Below are 25,869 nucleotides of genomic sequence, written 5' to 3' on the forward strand. Positions count from 1 at the left end.
TCCGATATGGCACTCCTGCTCTACCGCCTTGGCAAGTTCTCCTACCGTCACCGCTGGCTGGTGATCTCCCTCTGGCTGGCAGTGCTCGTGGCCGTCGGCGGCTCTGCCGCTGCCTTCCACGGCACCATGTCCAACAATTTCCAGATCCCCGGCACTGAGACCCAGCAGATGCTGGACAAACTCAAGAAGGACCTTCCTGCCTCCTCGGGCGGTTCCGCAGGGATCGTCTTCGAAGCCGGCGACGCCGGATTCAACCAAGCCGGCAAGGACGCCATTGCGTCGGCCCTCCCCCAGCTGGAAAAACTGCCCGATGTGCAGTCAACGGTCAACCCGTTCACGACCCAAGCCGCCCTGGACAAGGCACCGTCCGATCTTGCTGCCGGGGAACAGAAAGCTGCCGCCGGGCAAGCTGAGCTGGACAAGGCGCGGGCCACGCTCGACGCAGGCGATGCCCAACTCAAGGCCGCCGAGCAGCAAATGACCGCCGTCGGTATGCCCGCGGCGCAGATCCAGGCCCAACTTGCCCCTCAACAGGCCGAACTCCTGGCCGGACGCCAGAAGCTCGATGCCGGCCAGAAGCAAGCCGCCGACGGCGCCGCCACCCTCGCCCTGGCCAAACGCCAAGTGACCGCTTCCCAAGGGATGCGCTTTGTCTCCACGGACGGTAAAGCGGCGATCGCACAGGTCCAGTTCAAGACCTCGATCAATGGCCTGACCCCCGCCGTCCGGCAGCAAGTCCAGGACATTGTCCATGGGGTCTCCTCGGCAGGCGTCACAGCCTTGGCCAGCAAGGAAATCACCGAGGACGTCTCCCAATTGTTCGGTGTCTCCGAAATCATCGGTATCGCCGTCGCGGCCATTGCCCTGATTGTGATGCTGGGAACGCTCGTCGCCGCCGGCCTTCCCCTGCTGATGGCGATCATCGGCGTGGCGGTGGGCGTCGGCGGTACCTTTGCCCTCACCGGCGTCATTGACATGAGTTCCATCTCCCCGATGCTCGCGCTCATGCTGGGACTCGCCGTCGGGATCGACTACTCGCTCTTCATCGTCAACCGCCACCGCAGGCAATTGCTTTCGGGGATGGACGCCGAGGAATCAGTGGCCCTCGCCACCGGCACTTCAGGCAACGCCGTCCTTTTCGCCGGCCTCACTGTCGTCATCGCGCTTGCGGCACTGGTGGTTCCCGGGCTGCCATTCCTTGCGGTCATGGGCCTGTCGGCCGCCGCGACGGTGGCAGTCGCCGTCGTCGTCTCCCTCACTCTGACTCCGGCAGTCCTCTCGCTGGTGGGCCGCAAACTGATCTCCAAGCGGGCCTGGGCCAAGGCAGAGCACCACAACGCCGAGCCGGACCACGCCTCTGCGGACCGCGCGGCGGACCAGCGGCGGAGCAGCCGTGGTTGGGGCGGGCTTGTGACCCGGCATCCGGTGGTCTCGCTGCTTGCCGGCGTCGTGCTGCTCGGGGTGCTGGCCCTCCCGGCCTCCCAGCTGCGCCTCGCTTTGCCCGACGGCGGTTCGGAACCGGTCGATTCGCAAGCGTTCAAGGCGTACGACCTCACCCGGACCAGCTTCGGCGAGGGAATGACCGGTCCCATCGTGGTTGTCGGCACCTTCCCGGACGGGCTCAGCGACGATCAGGCCAAGACGAAGCAGTTCGACGTCGCGGACAAGCTGCGCAGTGTCGACAACGTCGTGGCGGCCGTTCCGGTAGCCCTCAGCCAGGATCACCGCACGGCCGTTTTCCAGGTCATCCCCAAGGACGGGCCCGCGAGCGCCAGCACCGTCCAGGTGGTCTCGGAACTGCGGGGCAAGGGTTCCGAAATCCAGCAGGCCACAGGCGCCACCATCGGATTGACGGGGCAGACGGCCGGCAACATCGACGTCTCCGCGAAGCTCGGTGCCGCCTTGCCGCCGTACTTGGCGATCGTCGTCGGGCTCTCGCTGGTCCTCCTGCTCCTGGTGTTCCGCTCGATCGTCGTCCCGCTGCTGGCCACCGGCGGCTTCCTGCTCTCGCTCGCGGCAGCGTTCGGCGCCGTGGTGGCCGTGTACCAGTGGGGCTGGCTGGGCACCGTGTTCGACGTGCCCAACCCCGGAGCCGTGCTGAGCTTCCTGCCGATCATCCTCATTGGTGTGCTGTTCGGCCTGGCCATGGACTACCAGGTGTTCATCACCTCAGGCATGCGCGAATCGTTCATGCACGGTGAGAACGCGAAGCAGGCCGTCCGAAGCGGCTTCAGCCATGCCGCAGCGGTGGTCACGGCCGCCGCCATCATCATGGTCAGCGTGTTCGCCGGCTTCATCTTCAGCCACCTGACCATGGTCCGGCCTCTCGGTTTCGCGATGGCGTTCGGCGTGCTCGTGGATGCGTTCGTGGTGCGGATGACCATTGTCCCGGCCGTGATGTACCTGTTGGGCGAAAAGGCCTGGTGGCTGCCGCGATGGCTGTCCCGGGTCCTGCCCGACGTCGACGTCGAGGGCGCAAACCTGCAGCGCACGACGGCGGCGGGCGGGGCCAAGGAGCTGGTCCACTAAGCGCCTGGTTGCCTATCAGCGGGCGTCGGTTCTGTGTCCAGAACCGACGCCCGCTCACCTTTAAGGCCCTTTCCCCAAACGCCCGCTCACCCAGGTGAGCGAGCGTCGGGCCAAACACCCGTATAGGTGAGCGAGCGTCCGAGGAAGGCGGCGCGTACTACGCTTGAGCCGTGACCCGATTGATCCTGGCTTCCCAGTCCCCCGCCCGCACCAAGCTCCTCACGGAGGCCGGCATCCACCACGAGGTACTCGTCTCGGACGTGGACGAGGACGCCGTGCAAGCCCGGTACGGCGTCACCGATGCGCATGACACCGCCCTCCTCCTTGCCCGCGCCAAGGCCGAGGCTGTCGCTTCCCTGCCCGACGCCGAGGGGGCCCTGGTGATCGGCTGCGATTCCGTGTTCGAGTTCGACGGCGAATCGCACGGTAAGCCGTACACAGTAGACATTGCCAAGGAACGGATGCTGCGCATGAGCGGCTCCAAGGGCGTCCTCCACACCGGGCACTGGCTCGTGGACTGCCGCGAAACCGCAGCGGACATGAACGACGGCGAGACGGCCGTCGGCACCGGAGCAACGGTCGGTGCGGTGTCCAGCGCAGAGGTCCACTTTGCGGAGATGAGCGAGAAGGACATCGACGCCTACATCGCAACCGGCGAGCCCCTGCACTGCGCCGGTTCCTTCACGATCGACGGCTTGGGCGGGGCCTTCATCCGCAAGGTCGACGGCGACCCGCACGCCGTCGTCGGGCTCTCCATCTCGACCCTCCGCGATCTGCTCGGGCAAGCGAACGTCGGGATCACCGAACTCTGGACCCACAACGGCTCCGAAGCGGGCAGCGAATAGCGGCGGTCCAGGTCGCCAGCGCGACGGCCAATTTCCAGCCTTTGTAGCAACCCTACAAAGACAGGCCGTCTCACACACGGAATCCCCCATCAATATGGGCGGAACCCTCAAAATCACGCTAGGCTCCCTGAAGGACAGAAGGAGTCAACTTGTCAGCTAATCCGGCGCAGCCCATTTCCAGCCCTCTCACCAAGGTCTTGATCGCCAACCGAGGCGAAATCGCGGTCCGCATTATCCGCGCAGCCCGGGACGAAGGCATCGCATCCGTGGCCGTCTACGCAGACCCCGATCGCGACGCCCTGCACGTCAGGCTGGCAGATGAGGCCTACGCACTGGGCGGCAACACCGCTGCCGAGTCGTACCTCGTGATGGACAAGTTGATCGACGTCGCCAAGCAGTCGGGTGCGGACGCCATCCACCCGGGCTATGGCTTCCTCGCAGAGAACGCCGAGTTTGCCGCCAAGGTCATCGACGCCGGCATCACCTGGATCGGCCCGTCCCCGGACGCAATCTCCGCATTGGGCGACAAGGTGCAGGCCCGCCACATCGCCGAAAAGGTCGGCGCTCCGCTGGTTCCCGGTACGGCCGACCCGGTCGAGTCCGCTGACGAGATCCTGGCCTTCGCCAAGGAGTTCGGGCTCCCGATCGCCATCAAAGCCGCCTACGGCGGCGGCGGACGCGGCATCAAGGTGGCCCGCACCATCGAGGAAATCCCCGAGCTTTTCGAGTCCGCAGTACGTGAAGCCATTGCCGCCTTCGGCCGCGGCGAGTGCTTCATCGAGCGCTTCCTGGATTCCCCCCGCCACGTCGAGACCCAGTGCCTCGCTGACGCCTACGGAAACGTCGTTGTGGTGTCCACTCGCGACTGCTCCCTCCAGCGCCGCAACCAGAAGCTTGTGGAAGAGGCCCCCGCGCCGTTCCTGAGCCCGGAGCAGAACGAGCGCCTCTACGAGTCCTCCAAGGCCATCCTGAAAGAGGCAGGCTACCTCGGCGCTGGAACGTGCGAATTCCTGGTGGGCCAGGACGGCATCATCTCATTCCTCGAAGTCAACACGCGTCTTCAGGTGGAGCACTGCGTTTCGGAGGAAGTCACAGGCCTCGACCTGGTCCGCGAGCAGTTCCGCATCGCCCGTGGCGAGAAACTCGGCTATGGCGATCCCGAGGTCCGCGGCCACTCCTTCGAATTCCGCATCACCGGCGAAGACCCGGGCCGCAACTTCATGCCCGCACCGGGAACCATCAGCACCCTGAAGAACCCGACAGGTCCGGGCATCCGCATCGATTCCGGCGTGGAGCAGGGCGACGTCATCAGCGGGAACTTCGACTCCATGCTGTCGAAGCTGATTGTCACCGGCGCTACCCGCGAACAGGCCCTCCAGCGTTCCCGCCGCGCCCTTGAGGAAATGGTGGTTGAAGGCATCCCCACCGTCATTCCTTTCGACCTCGCAGTGGTGACCGATCCCGCGTTCGCTCCGGCCGAAGGCCCGTTCAAGGTGCACACCCGCTGGATCGAGACCGAGTTCGTCAACAACGTCCCCGCGTGGACGCCTACCGGAACCGGAACAGAAGCCGCCGACGCCGGTGAGCGCCAGCGCGTCGTCGTCGAGGTTGGCGGCAAGCGGCTGGAAGTTGTCCTTCCGGCGACCCTCGGCTCGGTTTCCTCTGTCGCCAACGCGGGCACCAAGGGCGCCAAGGTCAAGAAGCGTTCCCGCTCTGCGGGCGCCACAGCCGCAGTCGCGGGCGGCAACGCCCTCACCTCGCCGATGCAGGGCACCATCGTCAAGGTGGCAGTAGCCGCCGGCGACGTGGTTGCAGAAGGCGATCTGATCGTGGTCCTCGAAGCCATGAAGATGGAACAGCCGCTCACCGCCCACAAAGCCGGCACCATTCATGGCTTGGTGGCCAAGGCAGGCGAGACCGTCTCCGCGGGCGCCGTCATCGCGACAATCGAAGACTAGTCCCCGCTGCCTCCCTAGCCTCGCTTCGCTCGGCCAGGGAACCCGGGCAGCGTGGGCCCACCCACTGCCTCCCTAGCCTCGCTTCGCTCGGCCAGGGAACCCGGGCAGCGTGGGCCCAATTAAAGAGCTCCGGCCCCGCACCATGGGTGCGGGGCCGGAGCCATTTAACCCGAGCCCGTTAATTCAAGCTCAAGCTACGTTGTTTTCGTAATCCGTGTCCTTGGTTTCCTTGGACAGGAACAGGGCCACGAGCGTCAGTACCGCCATGGCGCTGAGGTAGACACCCACCAGGACCGTGCTGCCCTTGGCCGACTCCCAGAGCCAGACCGCGATGAACGGAGCCACAGCCGCGCCGAGGATGCTGGACATGTTGTAACTGACGGCGGATCCGGTGTATCGGACGTTGGTCGGGAACAGTTCCGGAAGCAGCGCACCCATGGGGCCGAAGGTAAGGCCCATCAGCGAGAAGCCGATGATCAGCAACGCCATGGTGCCAACAAAGCCGCCACTGAACAACGGCACGAAGAGCAAGCCGAATACCAGGATTCCCGCGGTCACGGCCAGGAGCATCTTGCGGCGGCCATACTTTTCGGCCAGCGGACCGGCCACCAGGGTGAAAATGCCGAAGAAGACGACGCCGGCAATCAGCATCCAGAGGAAGTCGTTCCGGCTGAAACCCAGGCCTGGTACGAACGCCGCGGCGGCCGCGTCGGTCATGGGCTTTCCGGCCTTGACCGCTGCGGCTTGGGCGCCCGCCAGGGTTGGTTTGGTGCCGTAGGTCAGGGTGAACGTGGTCATGAGGTAGAACAGCACGTACGTCGCAAGCATGATGAAGGTACCGAGGATCAGCGGGCGCCAACTCTTCTTGAACACGCGTCCGATGGGCAGCTTGGCCACCTCGTTGGACTCCAGCACCTTGGTGAATGCGGGAGTTTCAATGAGCTTGAGGCGCACGTAGAGGCCAAGGATCACCATGACGGCGCTGAGCAGGAACGGCACGCGCCAGCCCCAGGCGGCGAAGGCCTCGGGAGTCAAGGTGTAGCTGAAGACCAGGAAGATGATGTTGGCCAGGATGAAGCCGATCGGCGCACCCATCTGCGGGAATGTTCCATAGATGGCGCGTTTATTGGCCGGCGCGTTCTCCGTTGCGAGCAGCGCGGCGCCGCTCCACTCTCCCCCGAGGGCCAGGCCTTGGGCGAACCGCAGCACAACCAGCAAAGTGGGAGCCAGGAAGGTCCAGCCCGGAACCTGTGCCGTGGGGAGGCAACCGATCAGGAACGTGGCAATACCCATGGTCAGGAGGGACGCAACCAGGGTTCCCTTGCGACCGAATTTGTCACCGAAGTGGCCGAAAACTATAGAGCCGAGCGGTCGGGCGACGAAGGCGACACCGAACACCGCGAAGGAGCTCAACAGCTGGGTGGTCTCGTCCGCCGTCGGGAAGAAGAGTTTAGGGAAGACGAGCACAGCTGCCGTGGCGTAAACGTAGAAATCGTAGAACTCGATGGACGTTCCGATGAGGCTGGCGAAGATCACCCGGCCCCGCGAGTTGACCGGCTTGACTGACTCGCTTTCCTTGGATTCAGCGATGGAAGACATGTAGTGGATGCTTTCGTTCACGCCGGCCCGGCGTCGCTGAGCCTGCCGGCAGATTATTGAGAGTTCAATAATAGTTCCCGGTATCCACCAAATGGACAATCAAGTCCAAGATGCGGACGCCCGGAAAAGTCTCACTCTGTGGTCCGCGCCACAACAACCTCACCATCGCCTCACGCAGTGGTGACCCCCTCCGATAGGTGAATGTCACAGCACGTTTACAAACCGCGACGGTCCGCGAAACGCGCCGTACCTAACGTGTAAGGACAACGTCCCCACAAAGGAGGCACTCCGTGACAGTTGACCGAAGCACCGAAATCCTCACCAACGAGCAGGCGCCCACCGCCCTCGTCCCCGAGCTTGAACACCGCCCTGGCCGCTGGATTGCCAACTGGGATGCAGAGAACAAGGAGCAGTGGGACGCCGTTGGCCGTTCCATCGCCAAGCGCAACCTGTACTGGTCCATCTTCGCCGAGTTCCTCGGCTTCGTCGTCTGGCAGCTCTGGTCGATCGTCGTCGTCCAGCTCCCGGCAGCAGGCTTCAAGTTCGACACCAACCAGATCTTCTGGCTCATCTCGATCCCCAGCCTGGTCGGTGCCACACTGCGCATCCCGTACACCTTCATGGTCCCGAGGTTCGGCGGCCGCAACTGGACCATCGTCTCGGCCCTCCTGCTGCTGATCCCGACGGCGGGCCTCGCCCTCTGTGTCTCAAACCCCGGCACCCCCTTCGGCGTCATGCTGCTGGTTGCGGGCCTTGCAGGCTTCGGCGGCGGCAACTTCGCCAGCTCGATGGCAAACATCACCTTCTTCTACCCCGCCCGTGAAAAGGGCTGGGCACTGGGCCTGAACGCCGCGGGCGGAAACCTTGGTGCCGCCGTCGCGCAGCTCATCGTCCCGATCGCCGTCACGCTCCTGGCCGCCGGTACGGTCAACCTGCCCATGGCCGGCCTCATCTGGATTCCGCTCATCCTCGTCGCCGCGTTCGGCGCCTGGAAGTACATGAACAACCTCACCAGCGCGAAGGGTGACGTTGCAGGCTCCATCGCCGCACTCAAGGAACCGCACCTGTGGATCATGGCCTTCCTGTACATCGGTACCTTCGGCTCGTTCATCGGCTTCTCCGGCGTCTTCCCCAAGCTCATCAAGGACTACTTCCCGGCATTCTCCTCCATGCACCTCGGCGCGGTTGTCCTCTCGCTCGCCTTCCTTGGCCCGCTGGTCGGTTCCCTCGCCCGCCCCTACGGTGGACGCATGGCTGACCGCATGGGCGGAGCCCGCATGACCGTCACGGCGTTCGCAGCCATGGCCGTCATCACCTTGACCATGATCTGGACCCTTCCGCTCAAGAACTTCTGGCTCTTCCTGGTCCTGTTCCTGTTCCTCTTCACGGCGAGCGGCTTCGGAAACGGCGCCACGTACCGCATGATTCCGGTCATCTTCGCCACCTCCAGCCGCGCAGCGCGCTCCGGTGCGAGCGCCGCCAGCACGGCACGCCTTGCGTCTTCCTCGCTCGGCCTGATCTCCGCGATCGGCGCCTACGGCGGATTCGTCATCCCTCAGGTACTCAATGCATCCAGCGCTTCCGGCTCCTACACCCCCGCGTTCTATGGCTTCGTCGGCGCCTACGTGCTGATGCTCATCGTTTGCTGGGTCTGCTACCTCCGGAAGGCCAACCGTACCGCGATGGGACACATCTAATATGCCCAATGGCGCCAACACCCACTGCCCGTATTGTGCGCTGCAGTGCGCCATGACCCTGACCCCGGCGGCGCCCTCGGCGCAGCCGGGGTCAGACCCCGCTCCCGCGGCAAAGGCACTTCCGCTCCTGGACGTGTCCGGCCGCGACTTCCCCACCAACCGGGGCGGGCTGTGCCGCAAGGGCTGGACATCGGCGTCGTTGTTGAACCACACCGGACGCGTCACGGAACCCATGCTCAAAGGGTCCGACGGCGTCCACCGGCCAGTCACGTGGGACCAGGCACTCATGCTGGTCACCGGCGCCGTCAAGCAGACCCGCGAGCAGTACGGGCCCGACGCCGTCGGCGTGTTCGGCGGCGGCGGACTCACCAATGAGAAGGCCTACCAGTTGGGCAAGTTCGCCCGCTTGGCGCTGGGAACCTCGCGCATCGACTACAACGGACGTTTCTGCATGTCCTCCGCCGCGGCGGCCGGAAACCGCGCGTTCGGTGTGGACCGCGGCCTCCCGTTCCCCGTGGAAGACCTCGATTCGGCAAACGTCATTTTCCTTCTCGGCTCCAACGTCGCCGAGACCATGCCACCATTCGTCCAGCACCTGCAGGGCGCGCGCGATTCCGGCGGGTTGATCGTGGCCGATCCCCGCCGTTCCGCGACGGCCGCATTCACCGGCGACGGCGGCGGCATCCACTTGCAGCCGACCCCCGGAACAGACCTGGCCCTGCTGTTGGGTATCTCCCACGTGGTGGTCCACGAAGGCCTCGCCGACGCCGAATACCTCGAGGATCGCACCACCGGGTACCCTGCGATAGTTCGTAGCCTCTCCGCTTTCTGGCCGGAGCGCGTCCAGTCAATCACCGGCGTGCCCGCCACACTTATCCGGGAAACCGCCCGCCGCCTCGCCGACGGCGCCCGGCGCGGCGGCAGCTACATCCTCACCGGCCGCGGCGTCGAACAGCACGTCGACGGCACGGACACCGCCACCGCCGCCATCAACCTCAGCCTCCTCCTCGGCCTGCCGGGATCCTCCCGCAGCGGCTACGGCACACTGACCGGCCAGGGAAACGGCCAGGGCGGCCGCGAGCACGGCCAAAAGGCCGACCAGCTCCCCGGCTACCGCAAGATCACCGATCCCGCCGCCCGCGCCCACGTCGCCAAGGTGTGGGGCGTCGACGAATCACTCATCCCCGGCCCCGGTCTTCCCGCCGTGGAGCTGTTGAAGTCTTTGGGACAGCCCGACGGCGTCCGTTGCCTCTTCGTGCACGGCGCCAATGTTGCGGTGTCAGCCCCCGACGCCGGCGCGGTGATCGAGGGCCTGCGGAGCCTGGACTTCCTGGTTGTCTGCGACTTCTTCATGTCCGAGACGGCGCTGGAAGCCGACCTGGTCCTCCCGGTCACCCAGTGGGCCGAGGAAGAAGGTACCCTGACCAACCTCGAGGGCCGCGTGCTCCGCCGTCGTAAGGCGCTCACCCCTCCCCCCGGCGTCCGCAGCGAATTGTGGCTCATGGCCCGGCTCGCCGAATCGCTCGACGCTCCGTCCACGTTCAGCGACGATCCCGAGACCGTCTTCGAGGAGCTCCGGCTCGCCTCGGCGGGCGGCCTGGCCGACTACTCCGGAATCGACTACGCCATGCTGGATCGAGGAGAGGCTGCCTACTGGCCTTATCCCACCGGTAGTTCGGGAACGCCGCGACTCTTCCTCGACGGTTTCGCGCACGCCAGCGGACGCGCGGTGATGGTCCCGGTGGCACCGCGGACGCGGTCCCGGCGATCCGCCGTCGTCGGCTCTGATCCTGACCCGCTGACGCTTGTCACCGGGCGGTTGCTGGAACATTACCAATCGGGCGCCCAGACCCGCCGCGTGGCCGAACTCGCCGCCGCGCAGCCGGAGGCGCTCTTGCAGATCCACCCCGCGACGGCGGCCGTCAGGGACATCACCGACGGCGACTTTGTCCGGGTCTCCAACGAACGCGGAGAGGTCCTGTGCAGGGTGGAGCTCAGCAACAGCATCCGGACGGACACCGTCTTCCTCCCCTTCCATTTCCCGGGACTGGGCAGCGCCAACCTGCTCACGGAAGCGGTCACGGATCCCATCTCGGGCATGCCGGAGTTCAAGACCAGCACGGTCTGGGTCCGGAAGGCAGCACTACCAAATATCGAATCGGCGTTGGCTGGCCAGTTGGCTGTTCCAGCGGGCGCCGGCTTGTCAACGCAGGTCAAGGAGGCATCGTGAGCGAGCGAATTGTGGTGGTCGGATTCGGACCGGTCGCAGCCCGGCTGGTGGACGAGCTGTTGCCCGCCGTGCGCGGCGGCCTTGTCCAGCTGCTCGTCGTCGGGCAGGAAAGCGAAGCGGCCTACAACCGTGTCATGGTGGCAGAACTCGGCGTGGGTCGTACTACCGCGGCAGCCCTCGCGATGGCGGACGCTGCCGATTTGGCGGCGGACGGCGTCGAAGTCCGGCTGGGTGTCACCGTCAAACGCATCGACCGCGCACGCCAGCAGCTTGTCCTTTCGGACGGGACCACGCCTGGCTACGACCGTTTGGTGTTCGCCACGGGTTCGCGACCCGTCATTCCGAACCTCACGGGAATCAACCCCGACCCTTCACACCCTGTCCTCCCTCCAGGGGTGACCGCCCTCCGGGACCTCCGCGACGCTGCTCAATTGCGCGACGCCGTGACTGCCGGCAAGCGCGTGATCGTGCTCGGTGGCGGTGTACTCGGCCTTGAAACGGCGTTGGCCGCAGCCGAAGAAGGTGCCCTGGCCACGGTGGTGCACAACGGTTCCTTCCCGCTGGGCCGCAACATCGACCGCGGCGGTGGAGCCGTTCTCGCGGCGAGCTTGCGCAACAGCGGGATCACCATGGTGGGCAACGCCCGTTCCACGGCGGTGGAGCACAATGGCCCCGACGGCATGTTTTCCGCCCTCGTCCTCAACGACGGGTCGCGGATCGAAGGCGACCTTCTTGTCCTTTCCTGCGGCGTGCGCCCCCGGATCGAACTGGCCGAAGGCTGCGGGCTGCCCGCGGCCACCGGCATCCTGGTGGATCACCATTTGCGGACCTATCACGAGCCGCACATGTTCGCCATCGGGGACTGCGCCGAAGTCCGCTGCGCCGATGCCGAGTGCGCCGAATGCCGCACAGCACTTGGCCCCTCCGGGCTGGTGGGACCGGGTTGGCGGCAGGCCGAGTGGCTTGCCGAGTACCTGATCCTTCTTGCCGAAGGCGGCCAGGACGCTGCCGACACCTTGGCACCGCTGCCGCAGGAGAAGCCCGGCGTCGTGGTGTTGAAGGCGCGAGGCATCAACCTGGCGGTCGCTGGCGACAACAGCGCTGAGCCGTGGGATGACGAGCTGTTGTCCGTGGGTGTCTCGGAGGGAACGCCCCGGCGCCAGGTCGCCCAGTGGGCCGATCCCGAACACGGCCGCTACGTCAAAATGACGACGCGGGGCGGCGCGCTCGAAGGACTCGTCACCGTAGGCATGCCGCGCACGGCCGCGGAGCTCGTGATGCTGTTCGAACGCGGCTCCGAGTTGCCAGCAGACCGTTCACTCCTCCTACGCCTGGACGGGCCGGACCAGCTCGGCTCTTCCGCTTCGAATGATGATCCGCAGCGCACAGTGTGTCGCTGCGCAGGCGTCAGCGGCGCGAGCATCGAGGAAGCCGTGTTGGATGGCTGCTCGTCCGTGCCGGAAGTTTCCAAGGCGACCCGCGCGGGGACGGGGTGCGGAGGGTGCCATGGGGACATCAAGGGGATTATCGAGAAGCATTTCCAGGGCGTTGCGGCGTAGGGGTTGCGGGCTCGGACTCTCTACAGCTGCAGCAGCACGGTGTCCGGGCCGCCGTTTCGGCAGCCCGCCCGTACGAGCCGCTCGTATAGATCCCAGCGCGCGGTTGCCATCCTTCACACTGAGGCTGATGCCTCGTAGCCCGCGAAAGCGTCAAACAGCGATTAGCCCAGTTATAAGCCGGCACACGCTCCGCGAAGCCAGGCTGCAACGACAACACCCCTTTGAGTGTGCGATCGTCGCTCTTTACAAGCCCCCGTGGCCTTAGTGACCCACAGAACGCAGCTCGGCCTTATGGACAATCTTCAGGGAGGTTGCGGCCCCATAGTCTGAGCAAGAGTACTCGGTCCGCTCTGTGTGCGCATCAGGGCAGCCGCGGTGTGGAGGCACGACAGGTCCGATCAACTTACATCACCGGCTCTCGAAGAGCACAACATCCCTTGGTGCGGCGCGCCCCGGCAATCATGTCACGTCGCGCGAGCACCTTTCTCTAGACCGGTCCGCCCCTGATCCAACAAGCACTCACCAATTTCGACCTCTGACGGGGCGCGTCCTCCGGGGCGCAGCGTCCGTTGCCAGGGTTAAGCGCGGCGACTCCGGGCCTTATCGAGACGCCTCCCGAGTTATGTTGCTATTTCGAGTCAAAAGGCTTCCGCGCGGCGCCCAAGCAACCGCTTACACTCCCGCCGCGGAGGGCGGTCCGATGGGGTTCTCATTTCCATGTGACTCCGATCGGTCGAACTGCAGATACTCGCTCCATTCCTTAGCAAATTCTGTATCTTCTAAATGCCTAAATACCATCGGATGCACTGTCCCACGGATTAGCGCTCCGGGAACCACTACAAGTTGTGCCGCGTTCAACGGAATTGAAGACAACACCAGTTCAGAAGGACTATGAAGTACGACCTCATTGCCGCCCCCCTCACGCATCACACGGCTTTGGCGCTTTGAAGCATCCTCGGTTTTCGAGTGCAGTTGGTAAATCGTTGGGACAAGTCCCAATGAAGCAACTTCACCCAGCGCGCCTAGGACCCCATCCAATGCAGTCAACAATTCTTGTGCTGACGGGAACGATTCAGGGGGATGTCCGAGCCGATTGCGTGTTCTCGCTACATCTGCGCGGGAAAACTGAGACTGCACCCCACGCAGGGAAGCAACAATTTGGCTTACAGAATTATCAGCCAGGTCACATACCAGCTTGGTGTGCCGGAATGGGAAAAGCAGGACTTGCGTGTGATTAGCCCACGGTGGTTGTTCGTCTCGGCTGTAACTTTCCTCGTGCATTAGTATCTCGTCGACCGCATCAGCCAGCACCGGGCATGCCTGCAGCAATGTTCCCATTGAATTACCGCTCTCCCTAAAGGCCAGTTCATCACCACCCTTTTCTGCAAGAAGGCGTGCTGCGGTTTGCCTGGCGCGGACACGACTAAAGGCGAAAGCCTCCCGGCCTTGGGAGTAGTGGTCGGTAGTCATCATCCAGGCGCTAAAGTCAATCGCCAATGCCAAAACGGCCTCCGCTTCAACAAAGAAGTCCATCCCGGCACTGCGAACCGCCGTAACCCACTCTTCCGAAGGTGCCCCTTGAGCAGTCCCGACAACCCCTCGCAAAACTTCCCCAAATTGTCGCAGCGGCGCATAAGGATTCGTCGGCGCCTCCATTGTTCCTCCCAACTTCCACATGAGTCTCGCTTCGAGAGCCCGCGCCTCGTCTGCGCTGCCAGGGATGGCAAAGCGCCCATACTTCAACTCCTTAAAAGCACGAACCAGGGTGGATCGCGAGGAAAAAACGAGGCGCTGAAGCACCTCCTCTTCGCTGGCGGAACGAAGAAATAAGTCAAGTCGTTCGAAGGCCGAACCTGAATAGTCGAGGAGCCTGTAGGCAAGCTCGTCTTGTGCCTCAGCATAAAGCGCTTGCAGCATAGTGCGCATTAGCGGTACTGGCGCATCTGGCATGAACCGAACGCCAGCGCGGCTTAGCTGCAATCTTGTGCCGAAACCGCCCCCACTCGAATGCCGCTGTAATACTGGGGTTCGCTTTTCACTCGAGGTGAGTGAGATCTCATCAGTATCAACAAGATACTCCAGGTGTGAAACCAATTCGTCTGTACTGAAAACCAGAAGTAGTTGCAAAACCTGGGCATCGTTGATGGTGGGAAGGACTGCAGACCACTTTCCCCTAGGAGCGGAAAAAGCGCTGAGGGACCCGATCTGATCTTTGGCGCTTGCCGATCCGCGGTAAATCAGTCGGCCCAACAACAACCTCTGCTCACTTGGCGTTAGTCCATTTCCTAACAACCAAGATAGCGAATCACTGTTGAACGGATCCCAGTACGCCCAATCCGGCCGCAGGATATCCCCGTGGTAGCTTCGAATTCTTTCCGAGGAAGGATACATGCGCCTAAGTTCACGATAAAACGCCGATGACGGTGTAGACCCCGTTTGCATCTCGACGTGGTGTGCCGTGTTGCAGCCGACCCGGGTGCACTGAAAATTTGGACCACAAGTCAGGGGCGGGGTGTACCTGAGATCAGCGGAGCGAAGGATCCCAAAAGGGCCTACGACTACATCCCGAATTTGGGCAACGCCTTGAGGAACGCCGTCCAAGAGATTATAGGACTGACGCGCCGGCAGACTCCTTGGCGCAGTCGCTTGGTCGTAAACCGCAGCGTAGTGCAGGTCAAGCTGACGTCCATATATCCATGGGTAGCGGATCCGCCGCTCCGAAATTTCAGCACCGAGAATTTGGGAAACTTCATCCTCGTCAGTCTGGGCGGCATCAATGAGGAGAGTGTCGCCTGCAACGAACAGTCCTAAGGCGGCTGCCTTGGCATCAGCGTCACTCGTGGGAAACTTCTCGCATACCGCCTCCACCATGTCTCTACCTGCGGGCGATAGGTGAACCGGCTGAGCCAACGCAGCAGGAAATTCGTACCCGTCAGGCAATAGACAGCGCGCGGAAAAGGCACCCAAACTGCTGAGACTTTCAACCGACCCCACGAGATCTCCCTTTAGTTGTACAGCACGAGTACTTCACTCTAGCTCTGCACGCGTTCGACGTGCCGCACCACCCCGCCGGAGCCAACAACGACCCCCCAGAGCGCGGCGTACCGCTGCGCAGTCGTCAGCGGGGGCACCGAAGAAGCCGTCTTGACAGGCGCTCTTCTGTGCCGAAGGTTTACAAAGCGACCCGCCGACCGCTCGCCGGCTTCGCGTCGAACCTAACATTCACTGGCGAGGCGCGCGCTTGCAGCAAGGTCACCTCGTGAGCACGTCATCACCCGGTATAAAGTCGGCCCCTGCCGTTCACTCTCTCAAGGCATGTCCAACCGAAGCATATGGTCACACATGGAAGTAGCGGTTCTTGCGTGGTTGTTGGCGTGGGTCGATGTGGGGTGGCGGGATGAACCAGGGCACGCCTGTTTGGACTTGGATGTGCCACTCTTCCTTGTGGATCAGATGGTGGTGGTGGCTGCAGAGTAAGACACCATTGTCGACACTGCTTGGTCCACCCCGCGACCAGTACTCGATGTGGTGGGCTTCGCACCACGGGGCCGGCATGGTGCACGAAGGGAACGCGCAGCCTTTGTCCCGGGCGGTAATGGCCTTACGGATGTGCGCCGGGAAGATCCTGGAGGACCGGCCGATGTCCAGCACCTGGCCGTCGCCGCCGAGGACGACGGGAATGATGTCGGCGTCGCAGGCGATCTTCCGCAGCGTGGCCGCCGGGACCGGGCCGGTGAACGTAAAGCTCCCCGTGCCGCGTTGCGACCCGCCGGAGCGCCCGGCTTGTCCAGATTGCCCGAGGAACGTGAGCTGCTCCGCGTCTTTCAGCGCTGCCAGGAGCTCCCGGTGATCGATGGTGGCCATGATCTGGGGGCGTTGGCCTCCGGCCGCAGGCAGTGCACCGGTGGCGAGGGCAATCTTGCAGGCGCCCAGCAACCCGTCCAGGAGTTTTTGCGCCCTCGTGCGGCGGTCCAGGGACGCGGCATCATCACCTGAACCACCCGGCAGAGCATCCGCCCGGCCGTCCGTCGGAGCGTTTGCCGGCCCGCTCCCGCCGTCTCCGCCGCCCGCGTCCACCGCTTGGTCCCCGGCCCCGGGCTCCCCGGACGTGCGGCTCCGGGATTGGTGGCCGTGTTCATGACGGTAAGCAGGTGCTCGTACTGATCCTGGGTGGCGAAGATCTCCACATGCTGCAGCCCGTGTTTGGGTTTCCGCAGGAAAGCGCCCTGGAGGTGGCGCAAGGCTTCTTCGCTGGGTTCGGCACCGTCCTGGTCGATCGCGTCGGTCCAGCGGCGGGCGATCCTGGCCAGGAAATCGGCGTCGTTCTCGGCCGCCGTCATGGTCAGCGCGTGTTCCATGTCCGCGGCTGTCTCCGCGCTGCACAGGGGCCGGACCCGGTCCAGGGCCATCGTAATGGTGGTCGCCGGCCGGGACGCGATGCTCCCGCAGGCCAAGGCCGCGGCCACTTCCCCGTACCGCGGCTCGATCCGTTGCCCCGTCAGGGAGCGGCCCGGCAGCAGATCCTCCGCCAAGGCAAGGCGGCGCCGGGCCTCCGCCGCACCGATCCGCAGCAGCGAGCGCAGGTGCTCGCCCGTGTTCCTGAACTCCCGGAACCCGGCGCGCGCGTCACCCGCGGCAAGCCCGCCACCCTCGACGCCGGCCCTGGCACCGGCTGCCCCGACTTCAGCTTCCGCGCTACCGGGCCCATCGCCGGAACCGCCCTCCCGCGCTTCGGCTCCGCAGCCGGTCGTCCAGCCGGTCCCGCCGGCCGGCTCCTCCTGCCGGGCCCGGTGCAACTGCCCCGCGGCGACGAGCTGCAAGTAGTCCAGGGTGCGGGAGAGTTCCTCCACGCCTGAGGCAAACGCGGCGGAGGCCTGCAACCCCAGCGTCCCGACGTCGTCCACAGCCGTCCGTGCCAGCGAGCGCAACGCCGCGAGTGCGCCCTCAAGAACACCGTGCGGACCACCGCGACCGCCGTCGTGACGGCTGTCGCGATCCTCGGGCGGATCCAGCAGAGCGAGCCGACGCGGCCCCGGCATTTGACCCGCCGCTTGAGCAGCCGCCGTCACCATCCGCGGCTCGCGCACCTTATGGAACACGACGAACCCGCCGCCGGGCGCAGCGGCCTGGCGGGTAGTGAGGTGTCCGATCGCTTCCATACCCGAAGCATCTCAGGAGGCTCTGACAAAATAGCCGACCCACTGATCTGGAACGCACATGCGATCTGGGCTTGACGTGAGCTACAGCATCACGTTCCTACCGGCGGCCCTTCGGCAACTGCGCAAGCTCCCTCCCGAGGGCCGCCGCCGGGCCCAAGCAGCCATCGAGTTACTGGCCGAGACTCCGCGCCCGCCCGGCGCCAAGAAGCTGGCAGGGCGGGTCGAGTGGCGCGTCCGAACGGGAGATTATCGGGTGCTCTACCGGATCGACGACGGCCGACTCGTCATCGTCGTCCAAAGTGCTTGATCTGGTTTCACGCGACGGAAAATGCCCCACGACACGCGAATTCGCGCGTCGTGGGGCATTTTCTGTGTCGCAGGATCGAATGCGAGTCGAGAGCCAAGCCCTACATATGCACGTGCAGCCGCCGCGCCGCTTCCGAGATGGAACCGGTCAGCGATGGGTACACCGTGAAGGTGCTTGCGAGGTCGTCGACGTGCAGTTTCTGCTTCACGGCAACGGCGATCGGATAGATGAGCTCGGAGGCGTTGGGACCAATGACGACGCCACCGATCACGGTGCCCGAGCCCTTGCGCGCAATGATCTTCACGAAGCCGTCCTTGGTGTTGCGCATCTTGGCGCGGGCATTGCTCAGCAGGGACAGCATGACCACATCACCCTGGTACTTGCCCGATTCGAGGTCGGCCTCGGAGACGCCCACAGAGGCGATTTCGGGTGAAGTGAAGATGTTGGAAGCCACTTGGTGGAGCTTGATCGGCATGACGGCGTCGCCCAGGAAGTGCGCAACAGCGATGCGGCCCTGCATGGCAGCGACCGAGGCGAGGGCCAGGATTCCGGTGCAGTCACCGGCGGCATAGATGTTCGGCGCGGTGGTGCGGGAGACGCCGTCGACCTTGATGTGGCCGGACTCAGTGACAGCCACGCCCGCCTCTTCGAGTCCGATTCCGGCCGTGTTGGGGATGGAGCCAACACAGACGAGGCAGTGGCTGCCCGAGACGGTGGTGCCGTCGCCAAGCGTCACCTTAACACCGCCGTCGGTCCTTTCAACGGCCTCCGCGCGTGAGCGGGACAAGACGCGTACGCCGCGGCGCTTGAAGACACCTTCAAGGACCTGGGCCGCGTCCGTGTCCGAGCCGGGGAGGACCTGGTCGCGGCTCGAAATCAGGGTGACGTTCGAACCAAGGCCGTTGTAGGCCGAAGCGAATTCGGCGCCGGTGACGCCGGAACCGACGACGATCAGGTCTTCCGGAAGTTCCTCGAGGTTGTAGATCTGTGCCCAGTTCAGGATGCGCTCACCGTCGGGCTTTGCCGTGGGCAGTTCGCGGGGGTGGGCGCCGACGGCGAGAAGAATGGCATCGGCGGTAATTGTCTTGACACCCTCCGAGGTAATGACCTCGATGGTGTGGTTGTCCAGGAGTTTTCCGGAGCCCATCAGGATCTCTACGCCAAGGTGCTCAAGGCCCACCCGGATGTCGTCCGACTGCTCCCGCGCGAGGTGCAGGACACGGTCGTTGATGTGGCCCAGGTCCGCGCGCATGCCCGGCGCCACATCGCTGCCGTCGACGGCGAACTTGACTCCCAGCTCCCCCGCCTCGCCGACGCGGGTCATGAGATCCGCCGTCGCGATCAGGGTTTTGGAGGGTACGACGTCGGTGAGGACGGCTGAGCCGCCGAGTCCGGCGCGCTCGATGAGGGTTACCCTCGCTCCCAAGTGCGCCGCGACCATGGCCGCTTCATATCCGCCTGGACCTCCGCCCAGGATCGCGATTCGTGGTGAGCTGAAGTCAGGATGCATGGTCACAATGTTCCATTCTCACTTAATGCGGGCGGACCTGCCACTAAGCCCCACCTGAGAACGCCTGTAGAGGCCGCTTACCTGCCCAACTGCGCCCTGTTCAACAACGCGCGCAGCACTGTAGTTTGTACCAGTGAGTAACACAGAGCTGATGAATACAGACCCATTCGAGGCCGCCAAAGCTGCGGCCGACTACATCGCGGCGGAGACCGGCGTCGAAACCCACGACGTCGCACTCGTGCTCGGCTCAGGCTGGGGCGCCGCTGCGGATCTCATAGGCGAAACAACGGCGACCCTCACGGCGTCGGAAGTTCCCGGCTTCCACGCTCCTGCCGTTGAGGGGCATGTGGGCACCATCCGCTCGGTCCTGACCAAGGAAGGCAAGCGGGCCCTCGTTCTCGGCGCGCGTACCCACTACTACGAAGGCAAAGGCGTCCGCGCTGTAGTCCACGGCGTACGCACAGCCGCGGCAGCCGGATGCCAGACCCTGGTGGTGACCAACGGCTGCGGTGGCCTGAACGAAGCCTGGACCCCCGGCACACCCGTGCTGATCAGCGACCACATCAACCTGACGGCGGCTTCTCCCCTTGAAGGCGCCACGTTCGTGGACCTCACGGACCTGTACTCCTCGCGCATCCGCGGACTGGCCCGCGAAGTGGATCCGACGCTCGACGAAGGCGTCTACGCCCAGTTCACCGGCCCGCACTACGAAACTCCGGCCGAGGTCCAATACGCCAAGCGAATCGGCGCGGACTTGGTGGGCATGTCCACCGCTCTGGAAGCCATCGCCGCCCGGCACGCAGGTATGGAGGTCTTCGGCATCTCCCTCGTGACCAACCTCGCCGCAGGCATCAGCCCGGTACCGCTGAGCCACCAGGAAGTCATCGAGGCGGGCCAGACGGCGGGCGCACGCATTTCGCGCCTCCTGGCGGACATCATCGCCAAGCTTTGATCGAATAGCCGGGAGCCCAGGCTCCCGGCTATTCCGGAGTTCGTAGCGCAGTAGAATTTGAGTGATTCTCCGCCCTAAGCGCTCGAACCGGAAGGACCGCCGATCATGACATCCGCGCCTTTCCGGTTCTTGCGGACCAGCCTGGTCGGCTCGATCATTCTTGGATTGGCCGCGGGTGGGCACCTTGCCGGCGGCGGAAACCTTCCGGCACCGGCCATTTTGGCGGCGCTCTCTGCCCTGACAATCCTCCCTGTCGCCATCCTGACGCGCGCCCGGCTTTCGCTTCCCGTCGTCGCAGGGCTGCTGGGAGCCGGACAGCTCTGCCTTCACTGGGCATTCTGCGCCCTGTCCGGAACGTCCACCGCGGCATCGTTGCAGTTCGGGCATGCAGGACATGTTCCCTTGGCGTCAACCCCGGAAAGCGTAAGCGCCATCGCCTCAACCCACGCCTCGGCCAGCGACTGGCACATGCTCGGGGCGCACTCAGTCGCAACCCTGGCCACGGCCCTGGTCCTCGCGCGCGGCGAACAAGCACTGTGGGCACTGGCAGCGTGGCTGCGGCCGCTGGTCCAACTGCCTGCTCCAACAGCGATTCAGCCACTCCGCACCCCCGCTCCGTGCCCGACCCCGTTTGTGCATCCACGCAGCCTTCCCGGCCTTCGGCTTCCTTCCCTGCGCGGCCCGCCAGCCCTGATGCCCGCCGTCTGAGACTCTCCCTTTCACATATAGCCAGGGACAGGCGGCACCTCGCTGCCTTCACCGGTCCGGACCTCCGTCCGCCCCGGTCCCCAAACCGCATTTCCTTTGTGAAAGGGCATCATTGCCATGAAGACCTCCTCCCGCCGTACCCTCAAAACCGCCTGCGCCGCGACGATGGCCGCCGGGCTGCTCGCCTTCGGCATCTCCGCAGCGTCCGCACACGTCAACGTCAATCCCGACGACCCCGCAGCAGGCGGCTACACCCACCTGACCTTCAACGTTCCCAACGAGTCCCCGACGGCCAAGACCAACAAACTCGAAGTATCACTCCCCACGGATACGCCCTTCAACTCTGTGTCCGTGAAGCCGGTCGAGGGCTGGACGGCCGAGCTCGTCACCACCACCCTGCCAAAACCCGTCACGGTTGGAGGGGCAACGGTGACCAAGGCGGTCAGTTCGGTCGTCTGGACCGCGGACGCCGCACACCAGATCGGGCAGAACGAATACCAGGCGTTCTCGATCTCGGTGGGTGTACTCCCCGACGCCGGCACCACCGTGACGCTGCCAGCCACACAGAGCTACACCGACGGCACGGTGGTGAAGTGGGACGAGAAGACCGTTGAGGGGCAGCCTGAACCGGAGCACCCGGCTCCCTCGTTCGTCACCACCGCGAGCGACGCAGCCGCATCGGCGGTTCCCACGTCCTCCCCGTCCGTGACCCCGGCGCCGTCGGCCGCGGCATCGACGACATCCAGCGACGCAGGATCCACGGCTGGCTGGTTCGGACTCGCGGTCGGCCTCATCGGCCTGGCCGCGGGCGTCACCGCCTTGGTGCGAACCCGCTCCACGAAGGCCAAATAGCCCCCCTCGAACGAGCGAACTGCCCGCGCCGGACCCCGGCGCGGGCAGTTTTGTATCCCGCTCCAGCCGGACCACGAATCCCACCAACGACAGCCGTCCCCACGGCAATTTTCCGACTCCTGTCAAGTCAATTCGCCCCCGCGTTAATGGCATGTGAACTTTTCAAATAAATCAGATTTATTCAGAAACATTTGACCCGCCGCGCTTTCCATGGCACGCGCGCGGTGTAAAAATGTAAACGCTTGCGCACATATGTCTGACATGTGCTCCAGAGCCCGGAACGGCACTCGAAACACGGCTTGCAACCGCATCATGCGCACGTCAAGCTTTGAACGGTCCCGGCAAGTCGACGTGCCGGACCGAAGGATGGGGGCTTCCTAAGAATCCCCCGTCCACCCGACACGATGGCGTTCCCGACGACGCCATTGGTGTTACGGGAACGCCGGAGTGCGGACCAGGCCTTGCGCCAATTCCACGTAGTCCAACCTCCGCGAGAAGAGCAAGCATGAAATCTCACTCAACCCCCAACAGGCCACGCCGACGCCTGCGGTCTGTAGCCGCTTTTGCGGCCGCTGCCAGTGTGGCCGCGACGGTGCTCATGGCATCCCCGGCAGCCCAGGCAAACCTGCCTGCCGACAAGCCGGCCACCACGATGCCGGCTCCCACGCCGGGATTCCCGCTTCCGACGGTCCACACGCAACAAGCCTTTGATCCCGCCGCAAACTTCACGTCCAAGTGGACGCGGGCGGATGCCAAGCAGATCATGGCCCAGAGCAACCCGAACGTGACCGCCGGCCAGAACTCCATGAGCCCCAACGTCACCATGCCGGAGATCCCGAAGGACTTCCCGGCCATGAACGACGACGTGTGGGTCTGGGACACGTGGTCCCTGACCGACCAGAACGCCAACCAGATCAGCTACAAGGGCTGGGATGTCATCTTCTCCCTCGTCGCCGACCGCCACGCGGGTTACGGCTTCGACCAGCGCCACTGGAACGCCCGCATCGGCTACTTCTTCCGCAAGACCAACGCAGACCCCGCGAAGGACAAGTGGAACTACGGCGGACACCTGTTCCTGGACAACACCTCCATCGGCAACACCGAATGGTCCGGTTCCACGCGCCTCATGCAGGGTGACCACGTCAACGTGTTCTACACGGCCACCACGTTCTACGACCGTGCAGAGCGCAACGCGGGCGGAGGCGGGATCGCTCCGGACGCAGTCATTGCCAAGGCCCTCGGCAACATCCACGCCGACCAGAACGGCGTGACCTTCGACGGCTTCCAGCACACCAAGCTGCTCGAACCGGACGGAAAGCTGTACCAGACCAAGGCCCAGAACGCCGGCTTCGCCTTCCGTGACCCGTACACGTTCGAAGACCCGGCCCACCCGGGCCAGACCTTCATGGTCTTTGAGGGCAACACCGCCGGAAACCGCGGCTCCTACAAGTGCACCGATGCTGATCTCGGTTACCAGGCAGGCGATCCCCACGCCGAAAACACCAACACGGTCAACACCACCACCGGTTCCTGGTTCCAGACCGCGAGCGTGGGCCTGGCCGTCGCAGACAACAAGGACCTGACCCAGTGGCACTTCCTGCCGCCGATCCTGTCCGCCAACTGCGTCAACGACCAGACCGAGCGCCCTCAGATCTTCATCCAGAATGAAAACGGCAAGAACAAGTACTACCTGTTCACGATCAGCCACCAGTTCACCTACGCCGATGGCATGCGTGGTCCCGACGGCGTCTACGGCTTTGTTGGCAACGGTGTCCGTTCGGACTTCCAGCCGGTGAACAACTCGGGCCTCGCGCTCGGCTCGCCGACCGACTTGAACCTGCCGGCGAACAACCCGAGCGGCACCCAGTCGGCACAGCAGAACGGCCGTCAGTTCCAGGCCTACTCGCACTACGTGCAGCCGGGCGGCCTGGTGCAGTCGTTCATCGACAACGTTGACGGAGTCCGTGGAGGGTCCCTCTCCCCTACGGTAAAGATCAACTTCGCCGGTGGCGTCACGCAGGTTGACCGCAGCTTCGGCAAGAACGGCCTCGGCCCGTTCGGCTACCTCCCCACCAACGTCCGCGTCGGCGGGGAAGGCCTCTACAAGTAGGCCACAGTCAAAACCAGCCGGGCAGGCAGGGGATTTGCTGCCTGCCCGGCAACATGGGGCGCCCGGTTCACCCCGGGCGCCCTGCTCCACAACCCAGGAAGTCCCATGCTCCACTCTCCCCAACGCCCGTTCCGGCCCGCTCGCAAGCCGGCACTCGCCGTCGTCGCCGCCGTCATCGCAATGTTCGCGAGTTCCTGCACCCCGACTCCGGACGCGTCGCCGTCCACCGGCGGCACCGCCGTCGGGATGGCTTCCCCCGCACCGTCCAAATCGGACCCTTGGCGGCCCGCCGCTCACCTCACGGCGTCGCAAAACTGGATCAACGATCCCAACGGGCTTGTTTACGAAAACGGCACCTATCACGCGTTCTACCAGCACAATCCGCACGGCAACTTCTGGGGAGACATGTCGTGGGGCCATTCCACCAGCACGGATCTGGTGCACTGGACCCAGAAGCCCGTGGCCCTGGAAGGCTCCGCCAGTGAGGAAATCTTTTCCGGCGCCATCGTTCCGGACACCAAGAACGCCTCCGGCCTGGGCACCGCTGGAAACCCGCCGCTGGTAGCCCTCTACACCAGCTCGTACGGCGACGGCGGGGCGCTGCCCAAGGGCAGCCAGGCCCAGTCCGTGGCCTACAGCCTGGACCATGGAACGTCCTGGACCAAGTACAAGGGCAATCCGGTGCTCAGCCTGAATCCGGCGTCGAACAACTTCCGGGATCCGAAGATTACCTGGTACGAGCCCGGCAAATACTGGGTCATGACCACGGTGGTAGCTGACGCCCAGGTGGTGAAACTCTTCAAATCCACCGACCTGCTGCACTGGGACTTCCTCAGCGACTTCTCGGGAGTGGGCGCCCAGGGCGGGCTCTGGGAAGTTCCCGAGCTGCTCCAGATGGACGTCGACGGCGGCAACGGCCTGAAGAAGTGGGTCATGATCCTGAGCATCAACCCGGGAGGCATCGCAGGAGGCTCCGGCATGCAGTACTTCGTGGGCAATTTCGACGGCACACGGTTCACGGCGGAAAACGCGGCAAAGCCGGGCGACCCGTTGACGGAATCGCAATGGCTTGACCATGGCGCGGACTTCTATGCGGCCAACACCATCACCGGGGCTCCTGGTGGAAAGCCGGTGCTTCTCGGCTGGATGGGGAACTGGGACTATGCGCAAACCGTCCCGAGCACGCCATGGCGCGGGTCAATGGCCATCCCCCGCCAGCTCACCCTCGCAGCCACAGGAAGCCGTTTCGAGCTCCATTCGAGCATCGCCCAGGCTGCCGCGGATGCGCTCACGGACACCAAGACCAGTGAAGTACATGGCAAAAACCTCACCGTCACCGATTCAACGGAACCCCTCGGCGGCGATTTCGGAACCAGAACCCAGCTGATCGACGCCGAAATGGACGTTGCGGGCGCCTCCGAGGCCGGATTGGTACTGCGGGCTTCGGCGGACGGGAAGGCAGGCCTCCGGATCTCGTACAACCGCGCAAGCCAGACCCTCAAAGTGGACCGCTCTGCAGCCGGGACCTCCAACTTCTCGCCGAAATTCAGCCCCTACCACCAAGCCTCCGTGCCCCTGAAGGACGGCAAGGTCCGTCTCCGCATCCTCTTGGATTCCTCGTCGGTGGAGGTCTTCACACAAGACGGCTCGGTAGTCATCTCGGACATCTTCTTCCCGCAATGGGGGAACACGGGTGCCGCAGCGTTCAGTGCAGGCGGCCCGGCGAGCTTCGTCCTCACCACCACGCGGCAGCGACCCTGACGCCAGGGGCCCAACTGACTCGCATTAGTTGTCGTTTAGACGCCTCATAACGACAACTAATGCGAGTCAGTTGGGTGGCGTGGGCCGGACTGT

17 protein-coding genes are annotated in these 25,869 nt (G+C 64.5%); 12 read left to right on the plus strand and 5 right to left on the minus strand.

Annotation, left to right across the window (positions count from 1 at the left end):
• The first annotated feature begins 6 nt into the window (after positions 1 to 6).
• The 3 genes from VLA65_RS00330 to VLA65_RS00340 all read left to right on the plus strand — a co-directional run bounded on the left by VLA65_RS00330 (position 7) and on the right by VLA65_RS00340 (position 5,332).
• A complete protein-coding gene (locus VLA65_RS00330; RefSeq protein WP_332601484.1) occupies positions 7 to 2,529 on the plus strand; it encodes an MMPL family transporter in 2,523 nt (840 codons plus the stop codon).
• Between the two features lie 170 nt (positions 2,530 to 2,699).
• Positions 2,700 to 3,374 carry a Maf family protein gene (locus tag VLA65_RS00335; RefSeq protein ID WP_059387898.1) on the plus strand — a complete coding sequence of 225 codons (675 nt, stop codon included), beginning with the start codon at positions 2,700 to 2,702 and terminating at the stop codon, positions 3,372 to 3,374.
• A 149-nt stretch (positions 3,375 to 3,523) separates the two neighbouring features.
• Positions 3,524 to 5,332 carry an acetyl/propionyl/methylcrotonyl-CoA carboxylase subunit alpha gene (locus VLA65_RS00340; RefSeq protein ID WP_284989788.1) on the plus strand — a complete coding sequence of 603 codons (1,809 nt, stop codon included), beginning with the start codon at positions 3,524 to 3,526 and terminating at the stop codon, positions 5,330 to 5,332.
• Positions 5,333 to 5,521: 189 nt separating this feature from the next.
• Here the strand turns inward: VLA65_RS00340 and VLA65_RS00345 are convergent, their stop codons facing one another.
• Positions 5,522 to 6,931, minus strand: coding sequence for an MFS transporter (locus tag VLA65_RS00345; RefSeq protein ID WP_332601485.1), 1,410 nt, complete (start codon positions 6,929 to 6,931; stop codon positions 5,522 to 5,524).
• Positions 6,932 to 7,221: 290 nt separating this feature from the next.
• On the opposite strand from VLA65_RS00345, the gene VLA65_RS00350 reads away from it, so the two are divergent.
• Genes VLA65_RS00350 through VLA65_RS00360 form a run of 3 tightly spaced genes read left to right on the plus strand, consistent with a single transcriptional unit; the run spans position 7,222 to position 12,417 of the window.
• Positions 7,222 to 8,628: an MFS transporter gene (locus VLA65_RS00350; protein ID WP_370872196.1), complete on the plus strand. Its 1,407-nt coding sequence runs from the start codon at positions 7,222 to 7,224 to the stop codon at positions 8,626 to 8,628.
• 1 nt (position 8,629) lies between these two features.
• Positions 8,630 to 10,858: a molybdopterin oxidoreductase family protein gene (locus tag VLA65_RS00355; protein WP_332601486.1), complete on the plus strand. Its 2,229-nt coding sequence runs from the start codon at positions 8,630 to 8,632 to the stop codon at positions 10,856 to 10,858.
• Positions 10,855 to 12,417, plus strand: a complete 1,563-nt coding sequence (locus tag VLA65_RS00360; protein WP_332601487.1) for an FAD-dependent oxidoreductase — start codon at positions 10,855 to 10,857, stop codon at positions 12,415 to 12,417. Before VLA65_RS00355 ends, VLA65_RS00360 begins: the two co-directional genes overlap by 4 nt.
• Positions 12,418 to 13,089: 672 nt before the next feature.
• Here the strand turns inward: VLA65_RS00360 and VLA65_RS00365 are convergent.
• From VLA65_RS00365 to VLA65_RS00375, 3 genes are all read right to left on the minus strand, one after another.
• Complete coding sequence (locus VLA65_RS00365) at positions 13,090 to 15,288, minus strand: hypothetical protein (RefSeq protein WP_332601488.1); 2,199 nt, start codon at positions 15,286 to 15,288, stop codon at positions 13,090 to 13,092.
• A 465-nt stretch (positions 15,289 to 15,753) separates the two neighbouring features.
• On the minus strand, positions 15,754 to 16,353 hold the full coding sequence (locus tag VLA65_RS00370; protein ID WP_332601489.1) for an HNH endonuclease signature motif containing protein: 600 nt from the start codon (positions 16,351 to 16,353) through the stop codon (positions 15,754 to 15,756).
• The gene (locus tag VLA65_RS00375) at positions 16,242 to 17,576 is read right to left on the minus strand and encodes a DUF222 domain-containing protein (RefSeq protein WP_332601490.1); all 1,335 of its coding nucleotides are present in this window, start codon (positions 17,574 to 17,576) and stop codon (positions 16,242 to 16,244) included. The genes VLA65_RS00370 and VLA65_RS00375 overlap by 112 nt, the downstream gene beginning before the upstream one ends.
• 58 nt (positions 17,577 to 17,634) lie before the next feature.
• Here VLA65_RS00375 and VLA65_RS00380 point away from each other — a divergent pair, with 58 nt between their 5' ends.
• The gene (locus VLA65_RS00380; RefSeq protein ID WP_442880122.1) at positions 17,635 to 17,883 is read left to right on the plus strand and encodes a type II toxin-antitoxin system RelE family toxin; all 249 of its coding nucleotides are present in this window, start codon (positions 17,635 to 17,637) and stop codon (positions 17,881 to 17,883) included.
• A gap of 100 nt (positions 17,884 to 17,983) precedes the next feature.
• Here VLA65_RS00380 and VLA65_RS00385 read toward each other — a convergent pair whose 3' ends face one another.
• On the minus strand, positions 17,984 to 19,399 hold the full coding sequence (locus tag VLA65_RS00385) for an NAD(P)H-quinone dehydrogenase (RefSeq protein ID WP_059387905.1): 1,416 nt from the start codon (positions 19,397 to 19,399) through the stop codon (positions 17,984 to 17,986).
• Positions 19,400 to 19,544: 145 nt separating this feature from the next.
• Here VLA65_RS00385 and VLA65_RS00390 point away from each other — a divergent pair, with 145 nt between their 5' ends.
• From VLA65_RS00390 to VLA65_RS00410, 5 genes are all read left to right on the plus strand, one after another.
• Positions 19,545 to 20,345 carry a purine-nucleoside phosphorylase gene (locus VLA65_RS00390; protein ID WP_306961275.1) on the plus strand — a complete coding sequence of 267 codons (801 nt, stop codon included), beginning with the start codon at positions 19,545 to 19,547 and terminating at the stop codon, positions 20,343 to 20,345.
• A gap of 105 nt (positions 20,346 to 20,450) precedes the next feature.
• Positions 20,451 to 21,053, plus strand: coding sequence for a hypothetical protein (locus VLA65_RS00395; protein ID WP_332601491.1), 603 nt, complete (start codon positions 20,451 to 20,453; stop codon positions 21,051 to 21,053).
• Positions 21,054 to 21,170: 117 nt separating this feature from the next.
• Entirely contained in the window at positions 21,171 to 21,905 is a 735-nt protein-coding gene (locus VLA65_RS00400; RefSeq protein WP_332601492.1) for a YcnI family copper-binding membrane protein, read from the plus strand.
• Positions 21,906 to 22,410: 505 nt separating this feature from the next.
• Positions 22,411 to 24,015 carry a glycoside hydrolase family 68 protein gene (locus tag VLA65_RS00405; protein WP_059387908.1) on the plus strand — a complete coding sequence of 535 codons (1,605 nt, stop codon included), beginning with the start codon at positions 22,411 to 22,413 and terminating at the stop codon, positions 24,013 to 24,015.
• Between the two features lie 105 nt (positions 24,016 to 24,120).
• Positions 24,121 to 25,776, plus strand: coding sequence for a glycoside hydrolase family 32 protein (locus VLA65_RS00410; RefSeq protein WP_332601493.1), 1,656 nt, complete (start codon positions 24,121 to 24,123; stop codon positions 25,774 to 25,776).
• Positions 25,777 to 25,869: the final 93 nt, after the last annotated feature.

Origin of the sequence: Arthrobacter sp. S2(2024) (assembly GCF_036662515.1) — a bacterium.
In the GTDB taxonomy this organism is placed as follows: domain Bacteria; phylum Actinomycetota; class Actinomycetes; order Actinomycetales; family Micrococcaceae; genus Arthrobacter.